This window comes from Pseudomonas sp. GL-B-12 (assembly GCF_019955895.1).
Lineage (GTDB): Bacteria > Pseudomonadota > Gammaproteobacteria > Pseudomonadales > Pseudomonadaceae > Aquipseudomonas.
Genome location: NZ_JAHBCX010000022.1, coordinates 341,384 through 361,274 on the forward strand (window position 1 = coordinate 341,384; position 19,891 = coordinate 361,274).

Annotated in this window: 22 protein-coding genes, 1 other RNA gene and 1 pseudogene; 15 read left to right on the plus strand and 9 right to left on the minus strand. The window is 60.2% G+C overall.

Annotation, left to right across the window (positions count from 1 at the left end):
- Positions 1 to 6 precede the first annotated feature (6 nt).
- Entirely contained in the window at positions 7 to 792 is a 786-nt protein-coding gene (locus tag KGA85_RS14280; RefSeq protein ID WP_223543185.1) for a transporter substrate-binding domain-containing protein, read from the minus strand.
- Positions 793 to 1,048: 256 nt separating this feature from the next.
- Between KGA85_RS14280 and KGA85_RS14285 the strand changes: the two genes are divergently transcribed.
- From KGA85_RS14285 to KGA85_RS14305, 5 genes are all read left to right on the plus strand, one after another.
- The gene (locus KGA85_RS14285; protein ID WP_223455436.1) at positions 1,049 to 1,756 is read left to right on the plus strand and encodes a FadR/GntR family transcriptional regulator; all 708 of its coding nucleotides are present in this window, start codon (positions 1,049 to 1,051) and stop codon (positions 1,754 to 1,756) included.
- A gap of 120 nt (positions 1,757 to 1,876) precedes the next feature.
- Positions 1,877 to 2,206, plus strand: coding sequence for a thioredoxin TrxA (gene trxA, locus KGA85_RS14290; protein WP_003206727.1), 330 nt, complete (start codon positions 1,877 to 1,879; stop codon positions 2,204 to 2,206).
- A gap of 247 nt (positions 2,207 to 2,453) precedes the next feature.
- Entirely contained in the window at positions 2,454 to 3,713 is a 1,260-nt protein-coding gene (rho, locus tag KGA85_RS14295; protein ID WP_046039047.1) for a transcription termination factor Rho, read from the plus strand.
- Positions 3,714 to 3,853: 140 nt separating this feature from the next.
- Positions 3,854 to 5,320, plus strand: coding sequence for a 4-hydroxy-3-polyprenylbenzoate decarboxylase (ubiD, locus tag KGA85_RS14300; RefSeq protein WP_223532358.1), 1,467 nt, complete (start codon positions 3,854 to 3,856; stop codon positions 5,318 to 5,320).
- Positions 5,320 to 6,288 (plus strand): CDP-6-deoxy-delta-3,4-glucoseen reductase, encoded by a 969-nt coding sequence (locus KGA85_RS14305; protein WP_223455439.1) that lies wholly within the window; start codon positions 5,320 to 5,322, stop codon positions 6,286 to 6,288. The genes ubiD and KGA85_RS14305 overlap by 1 nt, the downstream gene beginning before the upstream one ends.
- 12 nt (positions 6,289 to 6,300) lie before the next feature.
- Here the strand turns inward: KGA85_RS14305 and KGA85_RS14310 are convergent, their stop codons facing one another.
- Positions 6,301 to 6,777 carry a sn-glycerol-3-phosphate transporter gene (locus KGA85_RS14310; protein WP_317848670.1) on the minus strand — a complete coding sequence of 159 codons (477 nt, stop codon included), beginning with the start codon at positions 6,775 to 6,777 and terminating at the stop codon, positions 6,301 to 6,303.
- Between the two features lie 313 nt (positions 6,778 to 7,090).
- Between KGA85_RS14310 and KGA85_RS14315 the strand changes: the two genes are divergently transcribed.
- Positions 7,091 to 7,759 (plus strand): gamma-glutamylcyclotransferase, encoded by a 669-nt coding sequence (locus tag KGA85_RS14315; protein ID WP_223455441.1) that lies wholly within the window; start codon positions 7,091 to 7,093, stop codon positions 7,757 to 7,759.
- Here KGA85_RS14315 and glpT read toward each other — a convergent pair.
- Positions 7,735 to 9,084: a glycerol-3-phosphate transporter gene (gene glpT, locus KGA85_RS14320; RefSeq protein ID WP_223532360.1), complete on the minus strand. Its 1,350-nt coding sequence runs from the start codon at positions 9,082 to 9,084 to the stop codon at positions 7,735 to 7,737. The genes KGA85_RS14315 and glpT overlap by 25 nt on opposite strands.
- A gap of 365 nt (positions 9,085 to 9,449) precedes the next feature.
- Here glpT and KGA85_RS14325 point away from each other — a divergent pair, with 365 nt between their 5' ends.
- Positions 9,450 to 10,025, plus strand: a complete 576-nt coding sequence (locus tag KGA85_RS14325) for an energy transducer TonB (RefSeq protein WP_317850333.1) — start codon at positions 9,450 to 9,452, stop codon at positions 10,023 to 10,025.
- 46 nt (positions 10,026 to 10,071) lie between these two features.
- Here KGA85_RS14325 and KGA85_RS14330 read toward each other — a convergent pair whose 3' ends face one another.
- Entirely contained in the window at positions 10,072 to 11,049 is a 978-nt protein-coding gene (locus tag KGA85_RS14330) for an NADPH:quinone oxidoreductase family protein (protein ID WP_223455447.1), read from the minus strand.
- A gap of 150 nt (positions 11,050 to 11,199) precedes the next feature.
- Here KGA85_RS14330 and KGA85_RS14335 point away from each other — a divergent pair, with 150 nt between their 5' ends.
- Entirely contained in the window at positions 11,200 to 11,607 is a 408-nt protein-coding gene (locus KGA85_RS14335) for a flagellar basal body-associated protein FliL (protein ID WP_032829534.1), read from the plus strand.
- A gap of 70 nt (positions 11,608 to 11,677) precedes the next feature.
- Here the strand turns inward: KGA85_RS14335 and KGA85_RS14340 are convergent, their stop codons facing one another.
- Entirely contained in the window at positions 11,678 to 12,130 is a 453-nt protein-coding gene (locus tag KGA85_RS14340) for an EVE domain-containing protein (protein ID WP_223532364.1), read from the minus strand.
- A 195-nt stretch (positions 12,131 to 12,325) separates the two neighbouring features.
- Between KGA85_RS14340 and KGA85_RS14345 the strand changes: the two genes are divergently transcribed.
- Positions 12,326 to 12,481, plus strand: a complete 156-nt coding sequence (locus KGA85_RS14345; RefSeq protein WP_007982896.1) for a hypothetical protein — start codon at positions 12,326 to 12,328, stop codon at positions 12,479 to 12,481.
- Positions 12,482 to 12,516: 35 nt separating this feature from the next.
- Here the strand turns inward: KGA85_RS14345 and KGA85_RS14350 are convergent, their stop codons facing one another.
- From KGA85_RS14350 to KGA85_RS14365, 4 genes are all read right to left on the minus strand, one after another.
- Positions 12,517 to 13,122: a 5-formyltetrahydrofolate cyclo-ligase gene (locus KGA85_RS14350; protein WP_008048703.1), complete on the minus strand. Its 606-nt coding sequence runs from the start codon at positions 13,120 to 13,122 to the stop codon at positions 12,517 to 12,519.
- A gap of 86 nt (positions 13,123 to 13,208) precedes the next feature.
- A non-coding RNA gene (ssrS, locus tag KGA85_RS14355) (6S RNA) lies at positions 13,209 to 13,387 on the minus strand.
- 30 nt (positions 13,388 to 13,417) lie between these two features.
- Positions 13,418 to 13,735, minus strand: a complete 318-nt coding sequence (locus tag KGA85_RS14360) for a cell division protein ZapA (protein ID WP_007982900.1) — start codon at positions 13,733 to 13,735, stop codon at positions 13,418 to 13,420.
- Positions 13,732 to 13,941 (minus strand): TIGR02449 family protein, encoded by a 210-nt coding sequence (locus KGA85_RS14365; protein WP_007982902.1) that lies wholly within the window; start codon positions 13,939 to 13,941, stop codon positions 13,732 to 13,734. The genes KGA85_RS14360 and KGA85_RS14365 overlap by 4 nt, the downstream gene beginning before the upstream one ends.
- Positions 13,942 to 14,150: 209 nt before the next feature.
- On the opposite strand from KGA85_RS14365, the gene KGA85_RS14370 reads away from it, so the two are divergent.
- From KGA85_RS14370 to KGA85_RS14395, 6 genes and pseudogenes are all read left to right on the plus strand, one after another.
- Positions 14,151 to 14,708, plus strand: coding sequence for a YecA family protein (locus KGA85_RS14370; RefSeq protein WP_223455450.1), 558 nt, complete (start codon positions 14,151 to 14,153; stop codon positions 14,706 to 14,708).
- 27 nt (positions 14,709 to 14,735) lie between these two features.
- Entirely contained in the window at positions 14,736 to 16,070 is a 1,335-nt protein-coding gene (pepP, locus tag KGA85_RS14375; protein WP_223543186.1) for a Xaa-Pro aminopeptidase, read from the plus strand.
- Entirely contained in the window at positions 16,067 to 17,254 is a 1,188-nt protein-coding gene (gene ubiH / locus KGA85_RS14380; protein WP_223543187.1) for a 2-octaprenyl-6-methoxyphenyl hydroxylase, read from the plus strand. The genes pepP and ubiH overlap by 4 nt, the downstream gene beginning before the upstream one ends.
- Positions 17,255 to 17,290: 36 nt before the next feature.
- Positions 17,291 to 17,401: pseudogene (locus KGA85_RS14385) on the plus strand (tetrameric acyl-CoA thioesterase); the annotation flags it as partial.
- A 9-nt stretch (positions 17,402 to 17,410) separates the two neighbouring features.
- The gene (locus tag KGA85_RS14390) at positions 17,411 to 18,628 is read left to right on the plus strand and encodes a 2-octaprenyl-3-methyl-6-methoxy-1,4-benzoquinol hydroxylase (protein ID WP_223543191.1); all 1,218 of its coding nucleotides are present in this window, start codon (positions 17,411 to 17,413) and stop codon (positions 18,626 to 18,628) included.
- A 176-nt stretch (positions 18,629 to 18,804) separates the two neighbouring features.
- A complete protein-coding gene (locus tag KGA85_RS14395; protein ID WP_223455456.1) occupies positions 18,805 to 19,809 on the plus strand; it encodes an extracellular solute-binding protein in 1,005 nt (334 codons plus the stop codon).
- Positions 19,810 to 19,891 lie beyond the last annotated feature (82 nt).

The window sequence follows — 19,891 nt, forward strand, 5'->3', positions numbered from 1 at the left end:
GCCGAATCAGAGATCGGTCGGCAACGGTTCTTTCAGCCAGGTCAGAGCATTCTTTTCCAGCGCGCCGTCGCTCTTGGCGGTCACGAGGATCTGGTTGACCTTGTCCAGCAGCGCCGGCTCGTTCTTGTTGACGCCGACGTAGACTGGCGAATCCTTGAGCTTCACTTTCAGCGCCGGCACGCGTTTCGGGCTCTTCTCGCTGATCGCGACCATCACCACGTTGCCGCTGGCGATCAGGTCGACTTGCCCGGCCAGGTACGCGGCAATGGTCGAGTTGTTGTCTTCGAAACGCTTGATGGTCACGCCTTCGGGGGCGACCTTGGTCAGCTCGATGTCTTCGATGGCGCCACGGGTGACGCTGATGGTCTTGCCCTTGAGATCGTCCAGGCCTTTGATATCGGCGTCTGGTGGACCGAGTACGGCGAGGTAGAACGGCGCGTAGGCACGGGAGAAGTCGATGACTTTTTCGCGTTCCGGGTTCTTGCCGAGGCTGGAGATCACCAGGTCGACCTTGCCGGTGGTGAGGAACGGGATGCGGTTGGTGCTGTTGACCGGGGTCAGTTCGAGTTTGACCTTGAGCTGGTCGGCCAGCAGTTTCGCGGTGTCGATATCAAGGCCGCGGGGTTTCATGTCCGGGCCGACCGAACCGAAGGGCGGGAAGTCCTGGGGCACGGCCACCTTGAGGACGCCGCGCTTGACCACATCCTCCAGACCGTCGGCGTGGGCGGGTGCCTGGCTCAGCATCAGGCTGGCGAACAAGGCTGCGAGGAGGGCGCTGTAACGCTGGGTCATGGCAAATCTCCGGATCGGCAAGAAGTGATTTCTGCGGATCGACAGAGCATGGGCCATGCCAACATAGGGTTTTGGGGGCGCCAGAGTGCGGTTTTGCTGGCGTCGCACGGTCTTACTGGTCTGAACAGTCAGGTTGCGTTTCGCACCCCGATGGCGCAACCGTGAAAATCACCGAACCCCCATGGGGCACGACTTGCCGGGCGTCGCGAATAGCTTTACAACTGAGCGCACATTGGCCTGGTTCGTCTGGAAAACCATGAACTCGATCTCCCGCGCCGTACCTGAAGTGGCGCTGCAAGCCATCCGCAAACTGATTACCGAACAGGGCTTCGGGCCGGGGGATGCCTTGCCCTCGCAACGGGACCTGGCGGTGCAATTGGGGGTCAGTCGGGCATCGTTGCGCGAGGCGTTGTCATCGCTGAGTGCGCTGGGCGTCATCAGCATCCAGCCGGGCAAAGGCGTGTTCGTGCAATCGCCGGTGGAGTTGTCGCGAGGCGATGCAGCGCCGGGCTGGCCGTTCGCGGCACAGGCTTCGCCGCTGGACATCTTTCAGCTGCGCTATGCGCTGGAAGGTTTTGCGGCGGGGTTGGCGGCCGTAACCTTGAGTACCGACGAACTCGATGTGCTGGAAGACAATGTCGCCGCCATGCGCAACGAACTGAAGTCCGGCGACTTCGAAGCCGCGGCCCGCCTGGATTTCGAATTCCACCGCCGCATCCTGCTGGCCAGCGGCAATCAGGCGATGCTGAGCATCCTGACCGCCAGCGCCGACATCTTCCTGGAGAGCCAGAAACTACCGTTCATCCGGGTCGAGCGGGCCATGGAAACCTGGCAGGAGCACCGCAAAATTCTTCGTGCGCTGGCTCGCCGAGCGTCTGGCGCCGCGCAAAAGGCCATGCAAGAGCACGTGCGCAATGCCGCGTTGCGTACCGGAATCGCGTTCATCGCTCCCGTCACTTCATGACCTGAGCTATACCCAAACTCATGAATCACCATAGCGAGACTCAATCATCTGCACCTTCCTGAACGAGGGAAGGACCGCTATGATGGGCCACGTTTTTTTGCTTACAACCTGGAGAATTCCATGAGCAGCGATCTTATCAAACACGTTAGCGACGCTAGCTTCGAGGCCGACGTACTCAAGGCCGAAGGCGCTGTACTGGTCGACTACTGGGCTGAATGGTGCGGCCCTTGCAAAATGATCGCTCCGGTTCTGGACGAAATTGCCGAGACTTACAAAGGCAAGCTGACCGTTGCCAAGCTGAACATCGACGAAAACCAGGAAACCCCGGCCAAGCACGGCGTGCGCGGTATCCCGACCCTGATGCTGTTCAAGAACGGCAACGTTGAAGCGACCAAGGTCGGCGCACTGTCGAAGTCGCAACTGGCTGCCTTCCTCGACGCCAACATCTAAGCGTCGCTGCGAAGTATCCTGAAAAAGCCCCGCAAATAGCGGGGCTTTTTGCGTATTCAGGGCTAGACGCTCCTAAACTCAGGTGGTACATTCGGCCCCGCACTGGTTTCTCCATTGCCCCCTGCTAGCCGTCGCCGACGCACTCCTTTTCGAATAAGTACGCGATCCTGTCGCCTTCTCTGCGGCGCGGCCTCATTAAGCCAAAAGCTTAATTTCCCCCCTCCATAAATGATTACGTCATTCCTATATGAATCTGACTGAACTCAAGCAAAAGCCGATTACCGAACTGCTCGAATTGGCCGAACAGATGGGCATAGAAAATATGGCCCGTTCGCGCAAGCAGGACGTGATTTTCTCCCTGCTCAAGAAGCACGCGAAAAGCGGTGAGGAAATCTCCGGTGATGGCGTGCTGGAGATTCTCCAGGACGGCTTCGGCTTCCTGCGCTCCGCTGACGCTTCCTATCTCGCCGGCCCAGACGATATCTACGTCTCGCCGAGCCAGATCCGTCGTTTCAACTTGCGCACCGGTGACACCATCGTTGGCAAGATCCGCCCTCCAAAGGAAGGCGAGCGTTATTTCGCGCTGCTCAAGGTCGACACGATCAACTACGACCGTCCGGAAAACGCGAAAAACAAGATTCTCTTCGAGAACCTGACCCCGCTGTTCCCGACCGTGCGCATGAAGATGGAAGCCGGTAACGGTTCCACCGAAGACTTGACCGGTCGTGTCATCGACCTGTGCGCCCCGATCGGTAAAGGCCAGCGCGGTCTGATCGTTGCACCGCCGAAAGCCGGCAAGACGATCATGCTGCAGAACATTGCCGCGAACATCGCGCGTAACAACCCTGAAGTTCACCTGATCGTGCTGCTGATCGACGAACGCCCGGAAGAAGTAACCGAAATGCAGCGCACCGTGCGCGGCGAAGTGGTTGCCTCGACGTTCGATGAGCCGCCAACCCGCCACGTGCAGGTTGCCGAAATGGTGATCGAGAAGGCCAAGCGCCTGGTCGAGCACAAGAAAGACGTGGTCATCCTGCTTGACTCCATCACTCGTCTGGCTCGCGCCTACAACACCGTGATCCCGAGCTCCGGCAAGGTACTGACCGGTGGTGTCGATGCTCACGCCCTGGAGAAACCGAAGCGTTTCTTCGGCGCCGCGCGGAACATCGAAGAAGGCGGCTCGCTGACCATCATCGCCACCGCGCTGGTAGAAACCGGCTCGAAGATGGACGAAGTGATCTACGAGGAATTCAAAGGCACCGGCAACATGGAACTGCCGCTGGATCGCCGTATCGCTGAAAAGCGTGTCTTCCCGGCCATCAACATCAACCGTTCCGGCACCCGCCGCGAAGAGTTGCTGACTGCCGACGACGAGTTGCAGCGCATGTGGATTCTGCGCAAGCTGCTGCACCCGATGGATGAAGTGGCTGCCATCGAGTTCCTGGTCGACAAGCTGAAAACGACCAAGACCAACGATGAGTTCTTCCTGTCGATGAAACGCAAGTAAGTCGAACAGGCACAAAAAGCCGGGGAAACCCGGCTTTTTGTTATCTGAATTTTGCTCAGGCGGCAGTTCATGGTTCTGAACCGAAGGGTTCGGCGCTAAACTGCCTGCCCCGAACGCCACGGCCAACACGAGGCTCACGCATGCAGTATCGCGACTTGCGCGACTTTATCAGCGGCCTGGAACAGCGCGGTGAACTCAAGCGCATCCAGGTTCCGGTGTCCCCAGTACTCGAAATGACCGAGGTCTGCGACCGTACCTTGCGCGCCAAGGGCCCGGCCCTGCTTTTCGAAAAGCCCACCGGCTATGAAATCCCCGTGCTCGGCAACCTGTTCGGCACCCCCGAGCGCGTGGCGTTGGGCATGGGCGCCGAAGCGGTCAGCGAGCTGCGCGAGATCGGCAAGCTGCTGGCATTCCTCAAGGAACCCGAGCCGCCGAAAGGCCTCAAGGACGCCTGGTCCAAGCTGCCGATCTTCCGCAAGATCATTTCGATGGCGCCGAAAGTCGTCAAGGACGCGGTGTGCCAGGAAGTGGTCATCGAAGGCGACGACGTCGACCTGGCCATGCTGCCGGTACAGACCTGCTGGCCGGGCGATGTCGCTCCGCTGATCACTTGGGGCCTGACCGTCACCAAAGGGCCGAACAAGGATCGCCAGAACCTCGGCATCTATCGTCAGCAAGTGATTGGTCGCAACAAGGTCATCATGCGCTGGCTCAGCCACCGTGGCGGCGCGCTGGATTACCGCGAGTGGTGCGAAAAGCACCCGGGCCAGCCGTTCCCGGTGGCCGTGGCGCTGGGCGCTGACCCGGCGACCATTCTCGGTGCTGTGACGCCGGTGCCCGATAGCCTCTCCGAGTACGCCTTCGCCGGCCTGTTGCGTGGTAACCGTACCGAACTGGTGAAGTGCCGTGGCAACGACCTGCAAGTGCCGGCCACCGCCGAAATCATCCTCGAAGGTGTGATCCATCCGGGCGAGATGGCCGATGAAGGCCCGTACGGCGACCACACCGGTTACTACAACGAAGTCGACAGTTTCCCGGTGTTCACCGTCGAGCGCATCACCCACCGGATCAAGCCGATCTACCACAGCACCTACACCGGCCGTCCGCCGGATGAGCCGGCGATCCTCGGCGTGGCGTTGAACGAAGTGTTCGTGCCGATCCTGCAGAAGCAGTTCCCGGAGATCACCGATTTCTACCTGCCGCCCGAAGGTTGCTCGTACCGCATGGCCATCGTGACCATGAAGAAGTCGTATCCGGGCCACGCCAAGCGGGTAATGCTGGGTGTCTGGTCGTTTTTGCGACAGTTCATGTACACCAAGTTCGTTATCGTCACCGACGACGATATCAACGCCCGGGACTGGAATGACGTGATCTGGGCCATCACCACGCGCATGGACCCCAAGCGCGACACGGTGATGATCGACAACACGCCGATCGACTACCTGGACTTCGCTTCGCCAGTGTCCGGCCTGGGGTCGAAAATGGGCCTCGATGCCACGCATAAATGGCCGGGCGAAACTACCCGCGAGTGGGGCCGGGTCATCGTCAAGGACGATGCCGTGACCCAGCGGATCGATGCCATCTGGAATCAGTTAGGAATAGATTGATGCGTGTAACCTTGCAGCCCTCCGGAGCAGTGCTTGAGATATTGCCCGGCGAGCGGATTCTCGATGGCGCACGACGTCTGGGCTACGAATGCCCGCAAAGCTGCCGCAACGGCAATTGCCATGTGTGCGCGGCGCTGCTGGTGGAAGGCCGGGTCGAGCAGACCGGCGATGTGCGCGACCATGGCGAGTTCTACACTTGCATAGCGGAGCCGCTGGAAGACTGCATCGTGCTGTGGGATGGCGTGCTCGCGCTGGGAGAACTGCCGGTGCGCAGCGTGTCGTGTCAGGTCATTGAGTGCAAGGAGGTGGGCGGCGACACCTGGCGCGTGCGTCTGCGGGCTCCGGCCGGCAAACCGCCGCGCTACCATGCCGGCCAGTACCTGATGATCGAACGCGAGAACGGCGAAAAGTCCGCCTTCTCCCTCGCCTCGGCACCGCATGCGGGGCGCGACCTGGAAATCCACGTACTGGCGCGCGAATCCAGTGCGCTGAGCCTGATCGAACAGCTCCAGCGCAACAGCATGGTGCGGGTCGAGTTGCCGTTTGGCGATACCCACCTGGAGGAGTTGCCGAACGGTCCTCTCGTACTGATCGCCGCAGGCACCGGCATGGGCCAGGTCCACGGCCTGATCGAACATTGCCGGGCCTCGGGTTTCAAGCATCCGGTGCATCTGTATTGGGGTGTGCGCCGTCCAGAAGACTTTTATCAAGTCGAGCATTGGGACGAATGGCTGAAGCTGCCCAACCTGTTCCTGCACAAGGTCGTCAGTGATCAATGCGGTTGGGAAGGGCGTTGCGGCATGTTGCATGAAGCGGTCTGTGAAGACTTCCCTGACCTCAAGCCGCTGCACGTGTACGCCAGTGGCTCTCCGGCCATGGTCTACGGCACGCTGGATGCGTTGGTGGAAGCGGGGATGGACGCGCATCAGATGCGCGCCGACGTATTTGCGTATGCGCCGCGCTCGTAGGTCTGCGTGGGATCAGAAACGCACGCCAGTGGTCACCATGGCGGCGTTGAAGCCGAGCAACACCAGCTCGGCTGCCACCGGACCGTAATGTGCGCCCAGTGAGGGGATGATCACCGGTGCGACCCCGAAGCGATTCAGGGGGATCTTGTCCTTATGTTTACCGCGGTAGCCTTCCAGCAGGCCGCCCGTGAATTTGATATACACGGGATAGGAGGCGCTTTCGTAGCGTTTACCCGTGTAGACATAATGTGAGCGCTGGCTGTACGAATTGCGGAAAGTGGCCGCGCCAAACAGCCAGTCGGACGCGTCGATATGTTCAAGACCAATAAGATCCTGATTGTTGTTGTGCCTGGGGTCGGGTGAATAGTGCGTCGTATAAACACTGGTCTGCAAATACCAGGAGCCAGTATCCTTTGAGCTTGCATGCTGTGCCAGCGCCAATGGCGCCAAGGCCATCAACAGCACTGCGTAAAACCACGGTTTTTTCATCGGCGGCCCCCTGTGAAGGCAGTCTGGCTTGCGCCTGTGTGGCCGTTATACGCGACGCCCGATGGAGGCCAGAAGGCGGCAAATCTGAAGGGGGAGTAGGACGTTTCTGATAAGTGGCTTTATTCCCGGAAGGGCTCAATGCTTATGCATATTTCATTCTGGTATTTAAGATATTTGCAGAATGACATTAGGGTATATAAACAGTCAGGCAAACGTCCTTTATCACTTTTCGTTTTACCTTTACTGCTATATGTTCTATTACATTAATAGTGCTTACATTTTGTAATGCTTGCGGGGCCGAACAACTGTTGCCATGAGCGCCATTGAATCTACTTTTTTGAATCTGGCTTATCCTCCGCGGCTCGATCTGGGGCCGCAGCTCACTCACGAACAATTGCTCAGCTCAATGCAGTCGACCATGGCGCGCCACAAGGGCGGGCCGGTGTGGCTGTTTGCGTATGGTTCGCTGATCTGGCGCCCTGAATGTACGGCGGTTGAACGTGTTCGCGGCCGGGTGCATGGCTATCATCGCGGGTTGTACCTGTGGTCCCACGAACATCGCGGCACACCAGAAATGCCCGGCCTGGTGTTTGGCCTGGATCGCGGTGGTTCTTGCAGCGGTTTCGCCTATCGCTTGCCTGAAGAGCAACTCGAAGCCTCGCTGTATGCGCTTTGGCAGCGCGAGATGCCTTTCCCTTCCTACCGCCCGCACTGGCTCAACTGCCGTCTTGAAGATGGCAGCCAGGTTCAGGCATTGGGATTCGTTCTGGAGCGACACCTGCCCAGCTATGCTGGCAACTTGCCGGACCATGTGCTGAGTCATGTGTTCGAAAACGCCTGCGGGCGCTACGGCACCACTCGCGATTATGTCGAGCAGACCGCGCACGCCCTGCGCAGCCACGCCATGCCAGACCGGAATCTGGAGGCGCGGCTCAAGCGCTGTAAATCAAAGGCCGATCAAGCGAGTGCTTCGCGGCCCTGACTGGCGATTTGTTTGTGCCGTAGCGTCGGGGCCAGGAAGGCCATCGCCAGCAGGCAGGCGCCGACCAACAGTACGAAACCGCCGTCCCAGCCAAAATGGTCCACGGTGTAGCCCATCGCTGCACTGGCCGCGACCGAACCGCCCAAGTAACCGAACAGACCGGTAAAGCCCGCCGCCGTACCGGCAGCTTTCTTCGGTGCCAGTTCCAGCGCCTGCAAGCCGATCAGCATCACCGGGCCGTAGATCAGGAAGCCAATGGAAAGCAGCGCGATCATGTCGACCATCGGATTGCCGGCCGGGTTGAGCCAGTAAACCAGCGTCGCAACCGTCACCAACGCCATGAACACCATGCCGGTCAGTCCACGGTTGCCACGGAAGATCTTGTCCGACATCCAGCCGCACAGCAGCGTGCCCGGAATACCTGCCCACTCGTAGAAGAAGTACGCCCACGAGGTTTTATCCACAGTGAAACCCTTGGCTTCCTTGAGGTAGGTCGGTGCCCAGTCCAGCACGCCGTAGCGCAGCAGATAGACAAAGACGTTGGCCAGGGCGATGTACCAGAGCATTTTGTTGCGCAGCACGTATTTGACGAAGATTTCCTTGGCGCTGAATTCTTCTTCGTGGCTGGCGTCGTAGCCTTCCGGGTAGTCGTTCTTGTATTGCTCGATCGGCGGCAGGCCAACCGATTGCGGGGTGTCGCGCATGGTCATGAAGGCAAACACCGCTACCGCCAGCGCCACTGCTGCTGGCACGTAGAATGCGGCGTGCCAGTCATTGAACAGGCCCATGCCGATCAGGAACAATGGACCGATCAGGCCGCCGCCGACGTTGTGCGCCACGTTCCACACGGACACCACGCCGCCACGTTCCTTCTGTGACCACCAGTGCACCATGGTCCGGCCACTCGGTGGCCAACCCATGCCCTGCGCCCAGCCGTTGATGAACAGCAGAATGAACATCATGGTCACACTGGACGTCGCCCAGGGCGCGAAACCGAAAATGAACATCACCCCAGCCGACACCAGCAGGCCGAACGGCAAGAAGAAGCGCGGGTTGGAGCGGTCGGACACCAGGCCCATCAGAAACTTCGACAAACCGTAGGCAATCGCGATGGCGGACATCGCCAGACCCAGCTGACCACGGGAGTAGCCCTCGTCGATCAGGTACGGCATGGCCAGGGAGAAGTTCTTGCGCAGCAGGTAGTAACCGGCATAACCAATGAAGATGCCGGCGAAAATCTGCCAGCGCAGGCGTCGGTAGGTGCTGTCTATTTTTTCTTCAGGCAATGGAGCCTGATGTGCGGCAGGACGAAAGAAAGCAAACATTCAAGAGCTCCAAATTTCTTGTTTTGACTGCGGATACGAATGTTACAGTTTCGTTACCGAAAATAGCATCGGTTCTCATCGGCAAAACAGCGGAAATGTTGGATGTCGCGCGTTCCTTTATGAACATGTCGCTCAGATGTAAGTGAGGGGCGTTGTAGGAAGCGTTACCTGTTTAGTTAGCAGGCGCTTGATGTACCTGAAATAGGGCAAGTCTTTAGGAAAGGTCCTTCGTTTAAAGCAGAAGTCATGGCGTTATGTCGAATGATCCGGCGCTTTAACCTTTGTGCTGTTGCCAAGTCTGGCGTTGCAAGCGAAGGGAGAGGGAGATGCGGTGGTGGGTATGCGTGCTTTTGTTGGTGGCGTCCATGGATGTCAGGGCCGGGGAGGTGTTCCTGATACCCGAGAATAATCCGAAGCCGGTTTATCCGGTGGCGCTGCATCGGGCGGGTGTCACCGGCATGGTGCGTGTCAGCATGACTGTGAAGGCCGATGGATCAGTCAGTAATGCCGTGATTGCGCAAAGTGCACATCCCGAACTCGAAGAGGCGTCATTGGCCGCAGTCAACCAATGGCGATTCAAGCCGTGGACAATTACCGAGGATCAGCCTGCGCAAATCATCGTGGTCGCACCCATGGAATACAGGCTGGACAGAGAACATCCCTTCCACGTCAACAAGGAATTGGAGCGGCTGAAATGCAGTGCTATCGCACGGGCATCGCTGAACATCGCCGACTCCTCGTGGGTGGACCTGCCGGTTTTCAGCTGGACCCGCAATTACCTGACCCACTCGCTTTCACCGACGCAATTGCCGGAAGAGAAGCGTCTGGCGCTGATTGCCAAGCTCAACAAAAGCATCCCATCAATAGTCAGGCGCTGTAATACCTATCCCGCGGGCCGATACGTGCGGTTTCTTCCGCAAGAGATAAGGGCGCTGTTGTGACAAAAAAGCGCGGCAGCGTGGCCGCGCTTTTATTGCAGATAGAGATTCAGCGAACCTGCACCACCACTTTCCCGACCGCTTTACGCTGGCCAAGATCATTGATCGCCTGGGCTGAATTGCTCAGCGGATACACCTGCGAAACCAATGGCTTCAACTTGCCTTCGGCAAACCAGCCGAACAGTTGCTGGAAGTTCGCCGCGTTGTCTTGCGGCTGGCGTTGGGCGAACGATCCCCAGAACACGCCGAGCACTGCCGCGCCCTTGAGCAGGGCCAGGTTCACCGGCAGTTCGGGAATGCGCCCGCTGGCGAAGCCGACCACCAGCAGGCGGCCGTTCCAGGCGATGGCGCGGATCGCCTGGTCGAACAGGTCGCCGCCGACCGGGTCGTAGATCACGTCGGCGCCCTGGCCATCGGTCAGGCGTTTGATTTCTTCCTTCAGGCTGGTTTCGCTGTAGTTGATCAGTTCATCGGCGCCGGCGGCCTTGGCGACGGCGAGTTTTTCCGCACTGCTGGCGGCGGCAATCACCCGGGCGCCCATGGCTTTGCCGATTTCCACCGCCGCCAGGCCGACACCGCCGGAGGCACCAAGCACCAGCAGGGTTTCACCCGGTTGCAGGTTGCCGCGCTGCTTGAGGGCGTGCATCGAGGTGCCGTAGGTCATGCTGAAGGCGGCGGCGGTGTTGAAGTCCATGGACGGCGGGATCGGCAACACGTTGTAGCCCGGCACGGCGACCTGCTCGGCAAAGCTGCCCCAGCCGGTCAGGGCCATGACCCGGTCACCGACTTTCAAGTGGCTGACTTTTTCACCCACGGCGCTGACCACACCGGACGCTTCACCACCCGGCGAAAACGGGAAGGGCGGCTTGAACTGGTATTTGCCCTCGATGATCAACGTGTCGGGGAAATTCACCCCGGCGGCGTGCACGTCCAGCAGGATTTCGTTCTTCTTCGCGACAGGACTGGCGACGTCTTCCAGCACCAGCGATTCGGCAGGGCCGAAGGCTTTGCACAGCACGGCTTTCATCAGGGCTATTCCTTTGGGAGTAATGGCCGATAAGTGTAGGTGTGTGGGTCGATGGGTCAACGAGCATGCCCGACCCTGATAGCCAGCCATAAGCTAGTGCTTGCGTGACGGGTCGTTATGCCAGGCCGCAAACTGGATAAGGAGCGAAATTTGAAAGCGTGGATCATGTTGATGCTGGCCCTGTCTCTGCCTGTGGCAGCGGTGGCCGAAGAAGCCAAAGAAGATGCAGCTCCGAAGGTCAGTTACATCACCCTGAGCCCGCCGTTCGTGGGTAACTACGGGCTGGACGGCACGCCGAAACTCAAGGTCTACAAGGCCGACGTGGCGTTGCGGGTTACCGGTGACGAAGCTGCCAAAGCGGTGAAGGCCAATGAGCCGTTGATCCGCAATCAATTGGTCGCGCTGTTCGCCCAGCAGACTACCGAGACGATGAACAATGTCGAGGCCAAGGAAAAGCTGCGTCAGGAAGCCCTGAAGCAGACCCAGCAGGTAATGAACGACGAAACCGGCAAGCCGGTGGTTGAGGATCTGTTGTTCAACAACCTGATCATCCAATAAGACTCTCGCTGTCCTGACGGGCCTCTTCGCGAGCAAGCCCGCGAAGAGGCCGGTACAGGCAACAAATGACTCAAGGCTTTAAAGCAATCACCGCCGCCCACTGCTCCGGGGTTACGGGCATCACCGACAGTCGCGAGCCTTTCTGCACCAGCGGCAACTCGGCCAGCGTCGTCTGTTGCTTTAGATAATCCAGTTTCAGCACCCGGACAAACGTCTCGACATGCGCGACATCGATCGCACTCCAGGCGTTTTTGTCCGGGGTGGCCTTCGGGTCAAAATAATGGCTCTGCGGCTCCAGCGCCGTCGGGTCCGGATACGCGGCTTCGACAATCTTGCCGATTCCGGCGATGCCCGGCTCAGGGCAGCTGGAATGATAGAAAAAGAACTCATCCCCCACCGCCATGGCCCGCAGGAAATTGCGTGCCTGATAGTTGCGAACCCCGTCCCAGCGCGCTTTGCCGAGCTTTTCCAGACCCTTGATCGAGAGTTCATCGGGCTCGGACTTCATCAGCCAATAGGCCATGTCTGTTGCTCCTTGCGAGGTGATTGAGCAGCTTGTCGGCGATTTTATGACAAACCGACAGTCGGTTGACGTCAGCATTTGCGCAGCGGTTCATGTTGTCGCAAAATGCCGGCCTTTAAAGCTTGACGCTGCTGCACGGCCTACAAACGGAAACCGCTGCTGTCATCGTGTTGATATGCCTTTGGGGGGCAATCGATGAAACGCAAACCGGATTTACTATGGATTTTGGTCATTTTGTTTGGCCTTGGCGTCGTGACCACTGGCTATGCCCAAAGCCTGTGGGCCAACAAGACCGATGCACCGGTCGAGCTCGCCCAATTGCAGCAACAGTCGACCGCCTTCAAGCGCTGATCCTGTTGCCTCGGCGCCGCTGATCGAAGTGGCGCCTAGCCTGCGTAATACCAGGCCTTGTCTGTCACCGTTCCTTGCAGCGGCACATCCCAGCTCGCCTGAGCCAATCGCGCCACCTTCTGACATTCATGGGCCAGCCCCAACAGCGTCGGCTTGCGCCAGTCATTTCGTCGCGCCAGGTAGGCCAGGCTCCGGTCGTAGAAGCCGCCTCCCATTCCCAGGCGTCCGCCGACATCGTCAAAACCCACCAATGGCAACAGCACCAGATCCAGCGCCCAGATCTTGCGCTGCCGGGCGAGGTTGGCCCGTGGTTCGAGAATGCGGAAGCGGTTGGGTTTGAGTTTTTCCCCGGGGCGGATGCGCTGGAACACCATTTTGGTTCGCGGCCAGGCGCTCAGTACCGGTAGATAGGTGGCCTTGCCTCGACGTTGCGCGGCGCGCAGCAACAGGCGCGGATCAATTTCACCGTCGGTCGGCAGGTAGAGCGAGATGTGTCTGGCGCGGCGGAACAGCGGTTGCTGGGCCAATTGCTTGTACAACCCGCGAGCGGCCTGGCGCTGCTGACTGGGTGTCAGTGCGCGGCGGGCCTTGCGCAGCATACGTCGAAGTTGCGGGCGGGGGAGCAGCGCAGGTTCGGTCATGTATTCGGGCTTCAGCAATGCGGATACGTGAAGCGTACCCGTAAAAACGCCAATGCCGGTATCAAAACCGGCATTGGACTGGAATCAGGCTCCCCGAATGTGCCGCTGTCGACTTAGCCCTTGAACCCGAAAGTTCAAGGTGGAAGATGCAGTAGGCTTTAAGGCTTTCCGTCTAGCGGACATGCACACCAGCCCAACGTGCAACCTCCAGGGTATAGCAAATCGGCTCAGGGACATCGCCAACTGGCAAGCACCCCAGGGAGTGTGGGGATTATACCGCAAGCGGCGGCGCGAATCAGCCTTTGGTGACGTCCGGATCGGTGGCGAGTGCCAGATCGACGCGATCGAGCAGGTCACGCACCTGTTCGCGGGTCGAGCCGCTGGCCTGGATATCCGGCCGTTCTTCCTTGTGCAACAGGTCATGGGTGATGTTCAGCGCTGCCATCACGGCGATACGGTCGGCGCCGATGACTTTGCCGCTGCTGCGGATCTCGCGCATCTTGCCGTCCAGATAACGGGCGGCGCTGACCAGATTACTGCGCTCTTCCTGAGGGCAGATGATCGAATACTCTTTGTCGAGGATCTGCACGGTGACGCTATTGCTTGAACTCATGAGTCTTGCTCCAGGGCCTTGAGGCGCGAAATCATCGATTCGACCTTACGTCGGGCGATTTCGTTTTTTTCAATGAGGTGCGCGCGTTCCTCGCGCCAGGTCTTTTCCTGAGCTAGTAAGAGTCCGTTTTGACTCTTAAGTTGCTCGACTCGGGTAATCAGCAGCTCGAGTCTGGCCATCAGCGCTTGCAGATCGGTGTCTTCCATTGTCTTCACTGTCTGATGGGTGTTGGACTGTAGGAGCGAACTTGCTCCGGGCGGCGCTCCGACGATGAACCTGAGAACCCCGCGGGGGTATCAGGTACCCAGCGTTATCGTTGGCGACCATCGCGAGCAAGCTCGCTCCTACAGGGGTAGTCGATGTAGGATACAAGGCCTTCATTCTAGACATAGCGCCGTCTGGCGCCTAGCTGCCCATGACCATTCAGAATTCCCCGTACCAAGGCTTCGCCACCCTGCTGACTTCCAGCGGTCACAACGTCTCACCCGCTGAACTGCACGGCCTGTTGCTCGGCCGCAGTTGCGCCGGCGCCGGTTTCGACGCCGACGGCTGGTTGATCGACGCCGCCGAATTGCTCGAAAGCGAGCCGCAGGACAACGTTCGCAACGCCCTGATCGGCCTGCAAGCGATGGTAAAAGGCGAGCTCACCGGCGATGACGTGACCGTCGTTCTGCTGTTGCCGACCGACGACGCCCCGCTCACCGAGCGTGCCGCCGCACTGGGCCAGTGGTGCCAGGGTTTCCTCAGCGGCTTCGGCCTGAACTGCCGTGACAGCAGCACCCTGAGCACCGAGGCCACCGAAGTGCTGCAGGATCTGGCGGCCATTTCCCAAGTGCAAGACGCGCTGGAAGAGTCCGAAGACGGCGAAAGCGACTACATGGAGGTCATGGAGTACCTGCGCGTCGCACCGCTGCTGCTGTTCTCCGAGACCAAAAAAGACGTACCGGCCGCGGCCAAACCGTCGCTGCACTAATCGATTGCCAGGGAACGCCATCTGCCCATGATCCACATCCCGAAATCGGAATACAGCCGTCGCCGCAAGGCCCTGATGGCGCAGATGGAACCCAACAGCATCGCCATCCTGCCCGCCGCCGCGGTGGCCATTCGTAACCGCGACGTCGAGCACGTCTACCGTCAGGACAGCGACTTCCAGTACCTCAGCGGTTTTCCCGAGCCCCAGGCCGTACTGGTGCTGATGCCGGGGCGCGTGCATGGCGAATACATCCTGTTCTGCCGCGAACGCAATGCCGAGCGCGAGCTGTGGGATGGCCTGCGTGCCGGGCAGGAAGGCGCAATTCGCGACTTCGGCGCCGACGACGCCTTTCCGATCACTGATATCGACGACATCCTGCCGGGCCTCATCGAAGGCCGGGACCGGGTGTATTCGGCCATGGGCAGCAACCCCGAATTCGACCGCCACCTGATGGAGTGGATCAACGTGATCCGCTCCAAGGCCAACCTCGGTGCCCAGCCGCCGAACGAATTCGTTGCCCTGGATCATCTGCTGCACGACATGCGCCTGTATAAATCGTCGGCAGAAGTGAAAGTGATGCGCGAGGCGGCGCGGATTTCCGCCCAGGCGCATGTACGGGCAATGCAGGCCTGTCGCGCCGGATTGCACGAATTCAGCCTGGAAGCCGAGCTCGATTACGAATTCCGCAAGGGCGGGGCGAAGATGCCGGCCTACGGGTCGATCGTCGCGGCGGGGCGCAACAGCTGCATCCTGCATTACCAGCAGAATGACGCGCTGCTCAAGGACGGGGATCTGGTGCTGATCGATGCCGGTTGTGAGATCGACTGCTACGCCAGCGACATCACTCGGACCTTTCCGGTCAGCGGCAAGTATTCAGCGGAACAGAAAGCGATTTACGAATTGGTGCTGGCCTCCCAGGAAGCCGCTTTTGCCGAAATCGCCCCGAACAAGCACTGGAATCAGGCGCACGAGGCCACGGTCCGGGTCATCACGGCCGGGCTGGTCAAGCTGGGGCTGCTGCGGGGCGACGTTGACGAATTGATCGCCAGCGAAGCCTACAAAGCGTTTTACATGCACCGCGCCGGCCATTGGCTGGGCATGGATGTGCATGACGTCGGCGAATACAAGGTCGGCGGTGAGTGGCGCGTGCTGGAAGTCGGCATGGCGCTGACCGTGGAGCCGGGGATCTATATCGCCCCGGACAACCAGAGTGTTGCGAAGAAATGGCGCGGCATTGGCGTGCGTATCGAGGACGACGTAGTGGTCACCAAAACCGGCTGTGAAATATTGACGAACGGCGTGCCGAAAACCGTCGCCGAGATCGAGGCCCTGATGGCCGCCGCGCGGACACAGGCAGCATGAGTCGAGTCAACCTGGCAATCATCGGTGGCGGGCTGGTCGGTGCAAGCCTGGCGCTGGCGCTTCAGGCCGGGGCCAAGGCCCGAGGCTGGAAGATCGTGTTGATCGAGCCGTTCGCCCCTGGCGACAGCTATCAACCGAGTTACGATGCCCGTTCTTCGGCGCTTTCCTTCGGCTCGCGGCAAATCTATCAACGGCTGGGCGTCTGGCAGGAAGTCTCGCGCCGCGCCGAGCCGATCAAGCAGATTCATGTTTCCGACCGTGGTCGGTTCTCGACGGCGCGGTTGTCGGCGATGGAAGAGGGTGTTCCAGCGCTGGGTTATGTCGTTGAAAATGCCTGGCTCGGCCAATGCCTGTGGCAAGGCCTGGACAAGAACGTGATCAGTTGGCGCTGCCCGGCGGAAGTCACCCGCATGGAGCCGCTGACCGATGGCTACCGCCTGACCCTCAACGATGAAACCACCCTGGAATGCGACCTCGCAGTGCTCGCCGATGGCGGCCGTTCCGGCCTGCGCGAGCAACTGGGGATCGGCATCCGCAAGCGTCCGTACAACCAGAGCGCGCTGATCGCCAACATCACCCCGAGTGAATCCCACAACGGCATGGCCTTCGAACGTTTCACCGACGAAGGCCCGATGGCGTTGCTGCCGCTGCCGGAAAACCGCTGCGCACTGGTCTGGACCCGCCTGGGTATGGACGCGCAACGCCTGGCGGTCCTCGATGAGCGCAGCTTCCTCAGCGAGTTGCAGGGTGTGTTCGGTTATCGCCTCGGGACCTTGAAACAGGTGGGGGCGCGACATCTGTATCCGCTGACACTGGTCGAGGCCGAAGAGCAGGTGCGCCCGCATCTGGCGATTCTCGGCAACGCGGCGCACAGCCTGCATCCGATTGCCGGCCAAGGGTTCAACCTGTCCCTGCGCGATGCCCAGGCCCTGGCCGATGCCTTGCTCGCCAGCGAAAAACCATTGGGCGATTTCGCCACGCTGCAGGCCTATCGCGAACGCCAGCGTCTCGATCAGGACCTCACCGTGGGCTTCTCCGATCAGGTCACGCGCCTGTTCGGCAGCACCCAGCCGCTGGTGTCCCTGGGGCGCAACATCGGCTTGCTCGGCCTCGATCTGCTGCCACCGGCCAAACGCTGGTTCGCGCGACAGGCGATGGGGCTGGGTACGCGACCGGATGCGTGACTGGCTGATCCGCCGATTCGGCAAGGCACGATTTAAAAATACCTGCCGCAATTGCAGGTCGACATTCATGACGGCGCCGGCCACCTGGTGGCGCGGGTCGGGAAAACCCTTTACGTGCGGCTCAAGCCGCAAGAGAGACAGGCTTAAAGCATGGAAATGCGCGCAGATCTGCTGATTGTCGGGGCCGGAATGGTCGGCAGCGCCCTGGCGCTGGCGTTGCAGGACAGCGGGCTGGAAGTCCTGCTGCTGGACGGCAGCCCCATGAGCGTCAAACCGTTCAACGCTCAGGCTGCGTTTGAACCGCGGGTGAGCGCCTTGTCGGCCGCCAGCCAACGGATTCTCGAGCGCCTGGGCGTGTGGGACGGCATCGCCGGGCGACGCAGCAGCCCGTACACCGACATGCAGGTCTGGGATGGCAGCGGCACGGGGCAAATCCACTTCTCGGCGGCCAGTGTGCATGCCGAGGTGCTGGGGCATATCGTCGAAAACCGCGTCGTCCAGGATGCCTTGCTCGAGCGCCTGCACGATTGCGACCTGGGGTTGCTGGCCAATGCGCGCCTGGAGCAGATGCGCCGCTCCGGCGATGACTGGCTGCTGACCCTGGCCGACGGCCGCACCTTGCGCGCGCCGCTGGTAATCGCGGCGGATGGCGCCAACTCGGCGGTGCGACGCCTGGCCGGTGTGGCGACCCGCGAATGGGATTATCTGCACCATGCCATCGTCACCAGCGTGCGTTGCGCCAAGCCGCATCAGATGACGGCCTGGCAGCGCTTCACCGATAACGGTCCGTTGGCATTTCTGCCCCTTGAGCGCGACGGCCAACAGGATTGGTGTTCGATCGTCTGGTCGACCACACCCGGCGAAGCCGAACGCCTGATGGCGATGGATGAACAAGGTTTCTGCAAGGAGCTGGAGCGGGCCTTTGAAGGTCGGCTCGGCGAGGTGCTTAGCGCCGACCCACGGTTGTGCGTGCCCCTGCGCCAGCGGCATGCCAAGCGTTATGTGGCTGAAGGCCTGGCATTGATTGGCGACGCGGCCCACACCATTCACCCGTTGGCCGGGCAGGGGGTGAATCTTGGATTTCTCGATGCCGCCGTGCTGGCTGAAGTGTTGCTGCAAGCGGCAACACGTGGCGAACGCTTGGCGGATGTGAAGGTCCTCAGCCGTTACGAACGTCGACGCATGCCCCACAACCTGGCGCTGATGGCGGCGATGGAAGGCTTCGAGCGGTTGTTCCAGGCCGATCCGTTGCCGGTGCGCTGGTTGCGTAATACCGGGTTGAAAATGGTTGAGAAGATGCCGGAAGCCAAGGCGTTGTTCGTGCGTGAAGCGCTGGGGTTGACCGGGGATTTGCCGGCACTCGCCAGGCCCTGAGTTCTGCATTGAGGCTACAGGCCTCTTCGCGGGCTTGCCCGCGAAGGCGTCAGCACAAGCACCACAAATTCCAGGCGGTGCAACATCCGGTAACTCCTCCACAAGCAGCTTCGATTGAGAAGCTAAATGTGAGTCCTTATCATTTGCCCTCATTTTTCAATCGAGAGACCGCTCCCATGTTGGCACCGAAGCGTCTACTGACTGCACTGGCCTTGACCCTGATCGGCAGCACCGCCGCCCAGGCCGCTGACGAGGTGGTGGTCTACTCCTCGCGAATCGACGAGCTGATCAAGCCAGTATTCGATGCCTACACCGCCAAGACCGGCGTGAAGGTGAAGTTCATCACCGACAAGGAAGCACCGCTGATGCAGCGGCTCAAGGCCGAAGGCGCGAATACGCCGGCCGACCTGCTGCTCACCGTCGATGCCGGCAACCTCTGGCAAGCCGAGCAGATGGGCATCCTCCAGCCGTTCACCTCGAAAACCATCGACACCAACATTCCGCTGCAGTACCGGGCAGCTTCCCATGCCTGGACCGGCCTGAGCCTGCGTGCGCGGACCATTGCCTACTCCACTGATCGGGTGAAGCCAGGTGAACTGACCACCTACGAAGCGCTGGCCGAAAAGCAATGGGAAGGCCGCCTGTGCCTGCGCACGGCGAAGAAGGTCTACAACCAGTCCCTGACCGCGACCATGATCGAAGTGCACGGCGCCGAGAAGACCGAGGAAATCCTCAAGGGCTGGGTCAGGAACCTGTCCACTGACGTGTTCTCCGACGACACCGCTGTGCTGGAAGCGATCAACGCCGGCCAGTGCGACGTCGGTATCGTCAACACCTACTACTACGGCCGCCTGCACAAGCAGAAGCCAGACCTGCCGGTGAAGCTGTTCTGGCCGAACCAGGCTGACCGTGGTGTACACGTGAACCTGTCGGGTATCGGCCTGACACAACACGCGCCACATCCGGAAGCGGCGAAGGCCCTGGTGGAGTGGATGACCACCCCTGAAGCGCAGAAAATCTTTGCCGACGTGAACCAGGAGTTCCCGGCGAATCCGGCAGTGGCGCCTTCTGAGGAAGTGGCGGCCTGGGGCAAATTCATTGCCGATACCTTGCCGGTGGAAATTGCCGGCAAGCGTCAGGCCGAGGCTATTCGCCTGATGGACAGGGCTGGTTGGAACTGAGTTAATTTACCTCTGCTTGTAAGTCAAGGCTGAACACTATCCCTGTGGCGAGGGAGCTTGCTCCCGCTTGAGTGCACAGCAC

Coding starts and splice junctions, on each gene's coding strand:
- KGA85_RS14330 (WP_223455447.1), bottom strand. CDS start 11,049: ATGAAAGCCGTGCTGTGCAAAGCCTTCGGCCCTGCCGAATCGCTGGTG.
- KGA85_RS14285 (WP_223455436.1), top strand. CDS start 1,049: ATGAACTCGATCTCCCGCGCCGTACCTGAAGTGGCGCTGCAAGCCATC.
- KGA85_RS14345 (WP_007982896.1), top strand. CDS start 12,326: ATGAAACGCAAACCGGATTTACTATGGATTTTGGTCATTTTGTTTGGC.
- KGA85_RS14280 (WP_223543185.1), bottom strand. CDS start 792: ATGACCCAGCGTTACAGCGCCCTCCTCGCAGCCTTGTTCGCCAGCCTG.
- trxA (WP_003206727.1), top strand. CDS start 1,877: ATGAGCAGCGATCTTATCAAACACGTTAGCGACGCTAGCTTCGAGGCC.
- glpT (WP_223532360.1), bottom strand. CDS start 9,084: ATGTTTGCTTTCTTTCGTCCTGCCGCACATCAGGCTCCATTGCCTGAA.
- KGA85_RS14350 (WP_008048703.1), bottom strand. CDS start 13,122: ATGACCGAACCTGCGCTGCTCCCCCGCCCGCAACTTCGACGTATGCTG.
- KGA85_RS14310 (WP_317848670.1), bottom strand. CDS start 6,777: ATGAAAAAACCGTGGTTTTACGCAGTGCTGTTGATGGCCTTGGCGCCA.
- KGA85_RS14340 (WP_223532364.1), bottom strand. CDS start 12,130: ATGGCCTATTGGCTGATGAAGTCCGAGCCCGATGAACTCTCGATCAAG.
- KGA85_RS14395 (WP_223455456.1), top strand. CDS start 18,805: ATGTTGGCACCGAAGCGTCTACTGACTGCACTGGCCTTGACCCTGATC.
- KGA85_RS14315 (WP_223455441.1), top strand. CDS start 7,091: ATGAGCGCCATTGAATCTACTTTTTTGAATCTGGCTTATCCTCCGCGG.
- ubiH (WP_223543187.1), top strand. CDS start 16,067: ATGAGTCGAGTCAACCTGGCAATCATCGGTGGCGGGCTGGTCGGTGCA.
- rho (WP_046039047.1), top strand. CDS start 2,454: ATGAATCTGACTGAACTCAAGCAAAAGCCGATTACCGAACTGCTCGAA.
- KGA85_RS14365 (WP_007982902.1), bottom strand. CDS start 13,941: ATGGAAGACACCGATCTGCAAGCGCTGATGGCCAGACTCGAGCTGCTG.
- pepP (WP_223543186.1), top strand. CDS start 14,736: ATGATCCACATCCCGAAATCGGAATACAGCCGTCGCCGCAAGGCCCTG.
- KGA85_RS14390 (WP_223543191.1), top strand. CDS start 17,411: ATGCGCGCAGATCTGCTGATTGTCGGGGCCGGAATGGTCGGCAGCGCC.
- KGA85_RS14325 (WP_317850333.1), top strand. CDS start 9,450: ATGGATGTCAGGGCCGGGGAGGTGTTCCTGATACCCGAGAATAATCCG.
- KGA85_RS14360 (WP_007982900.1), bottom strand. CDS start 13,735: ATGAGTTCAAGCAATAGCGTCACCGTGCAGATCCTCGACAAAGAGTAT.
- ubiD (WP_223532358.1), top strand. CDS start 3,854: ATGCAGTATCGCGACTTGCGCGACTTTATCAGCGGCCTGGAACAGCGC.
- KGA85_RS14370 (WP_223455450.1), top strand. CDS start 14,151: ATGACCATTCAGAATTCCCCGTACCAAGGCTTCGCCACCCTGCTGACT.
- KGA85_RS14305 (WP_223455439.1), top strand. CDS start 5,320: ATGCGTGTAACCTTGCAGCCCTCCGGAGCAGTGCTTGAGATATTGCCC.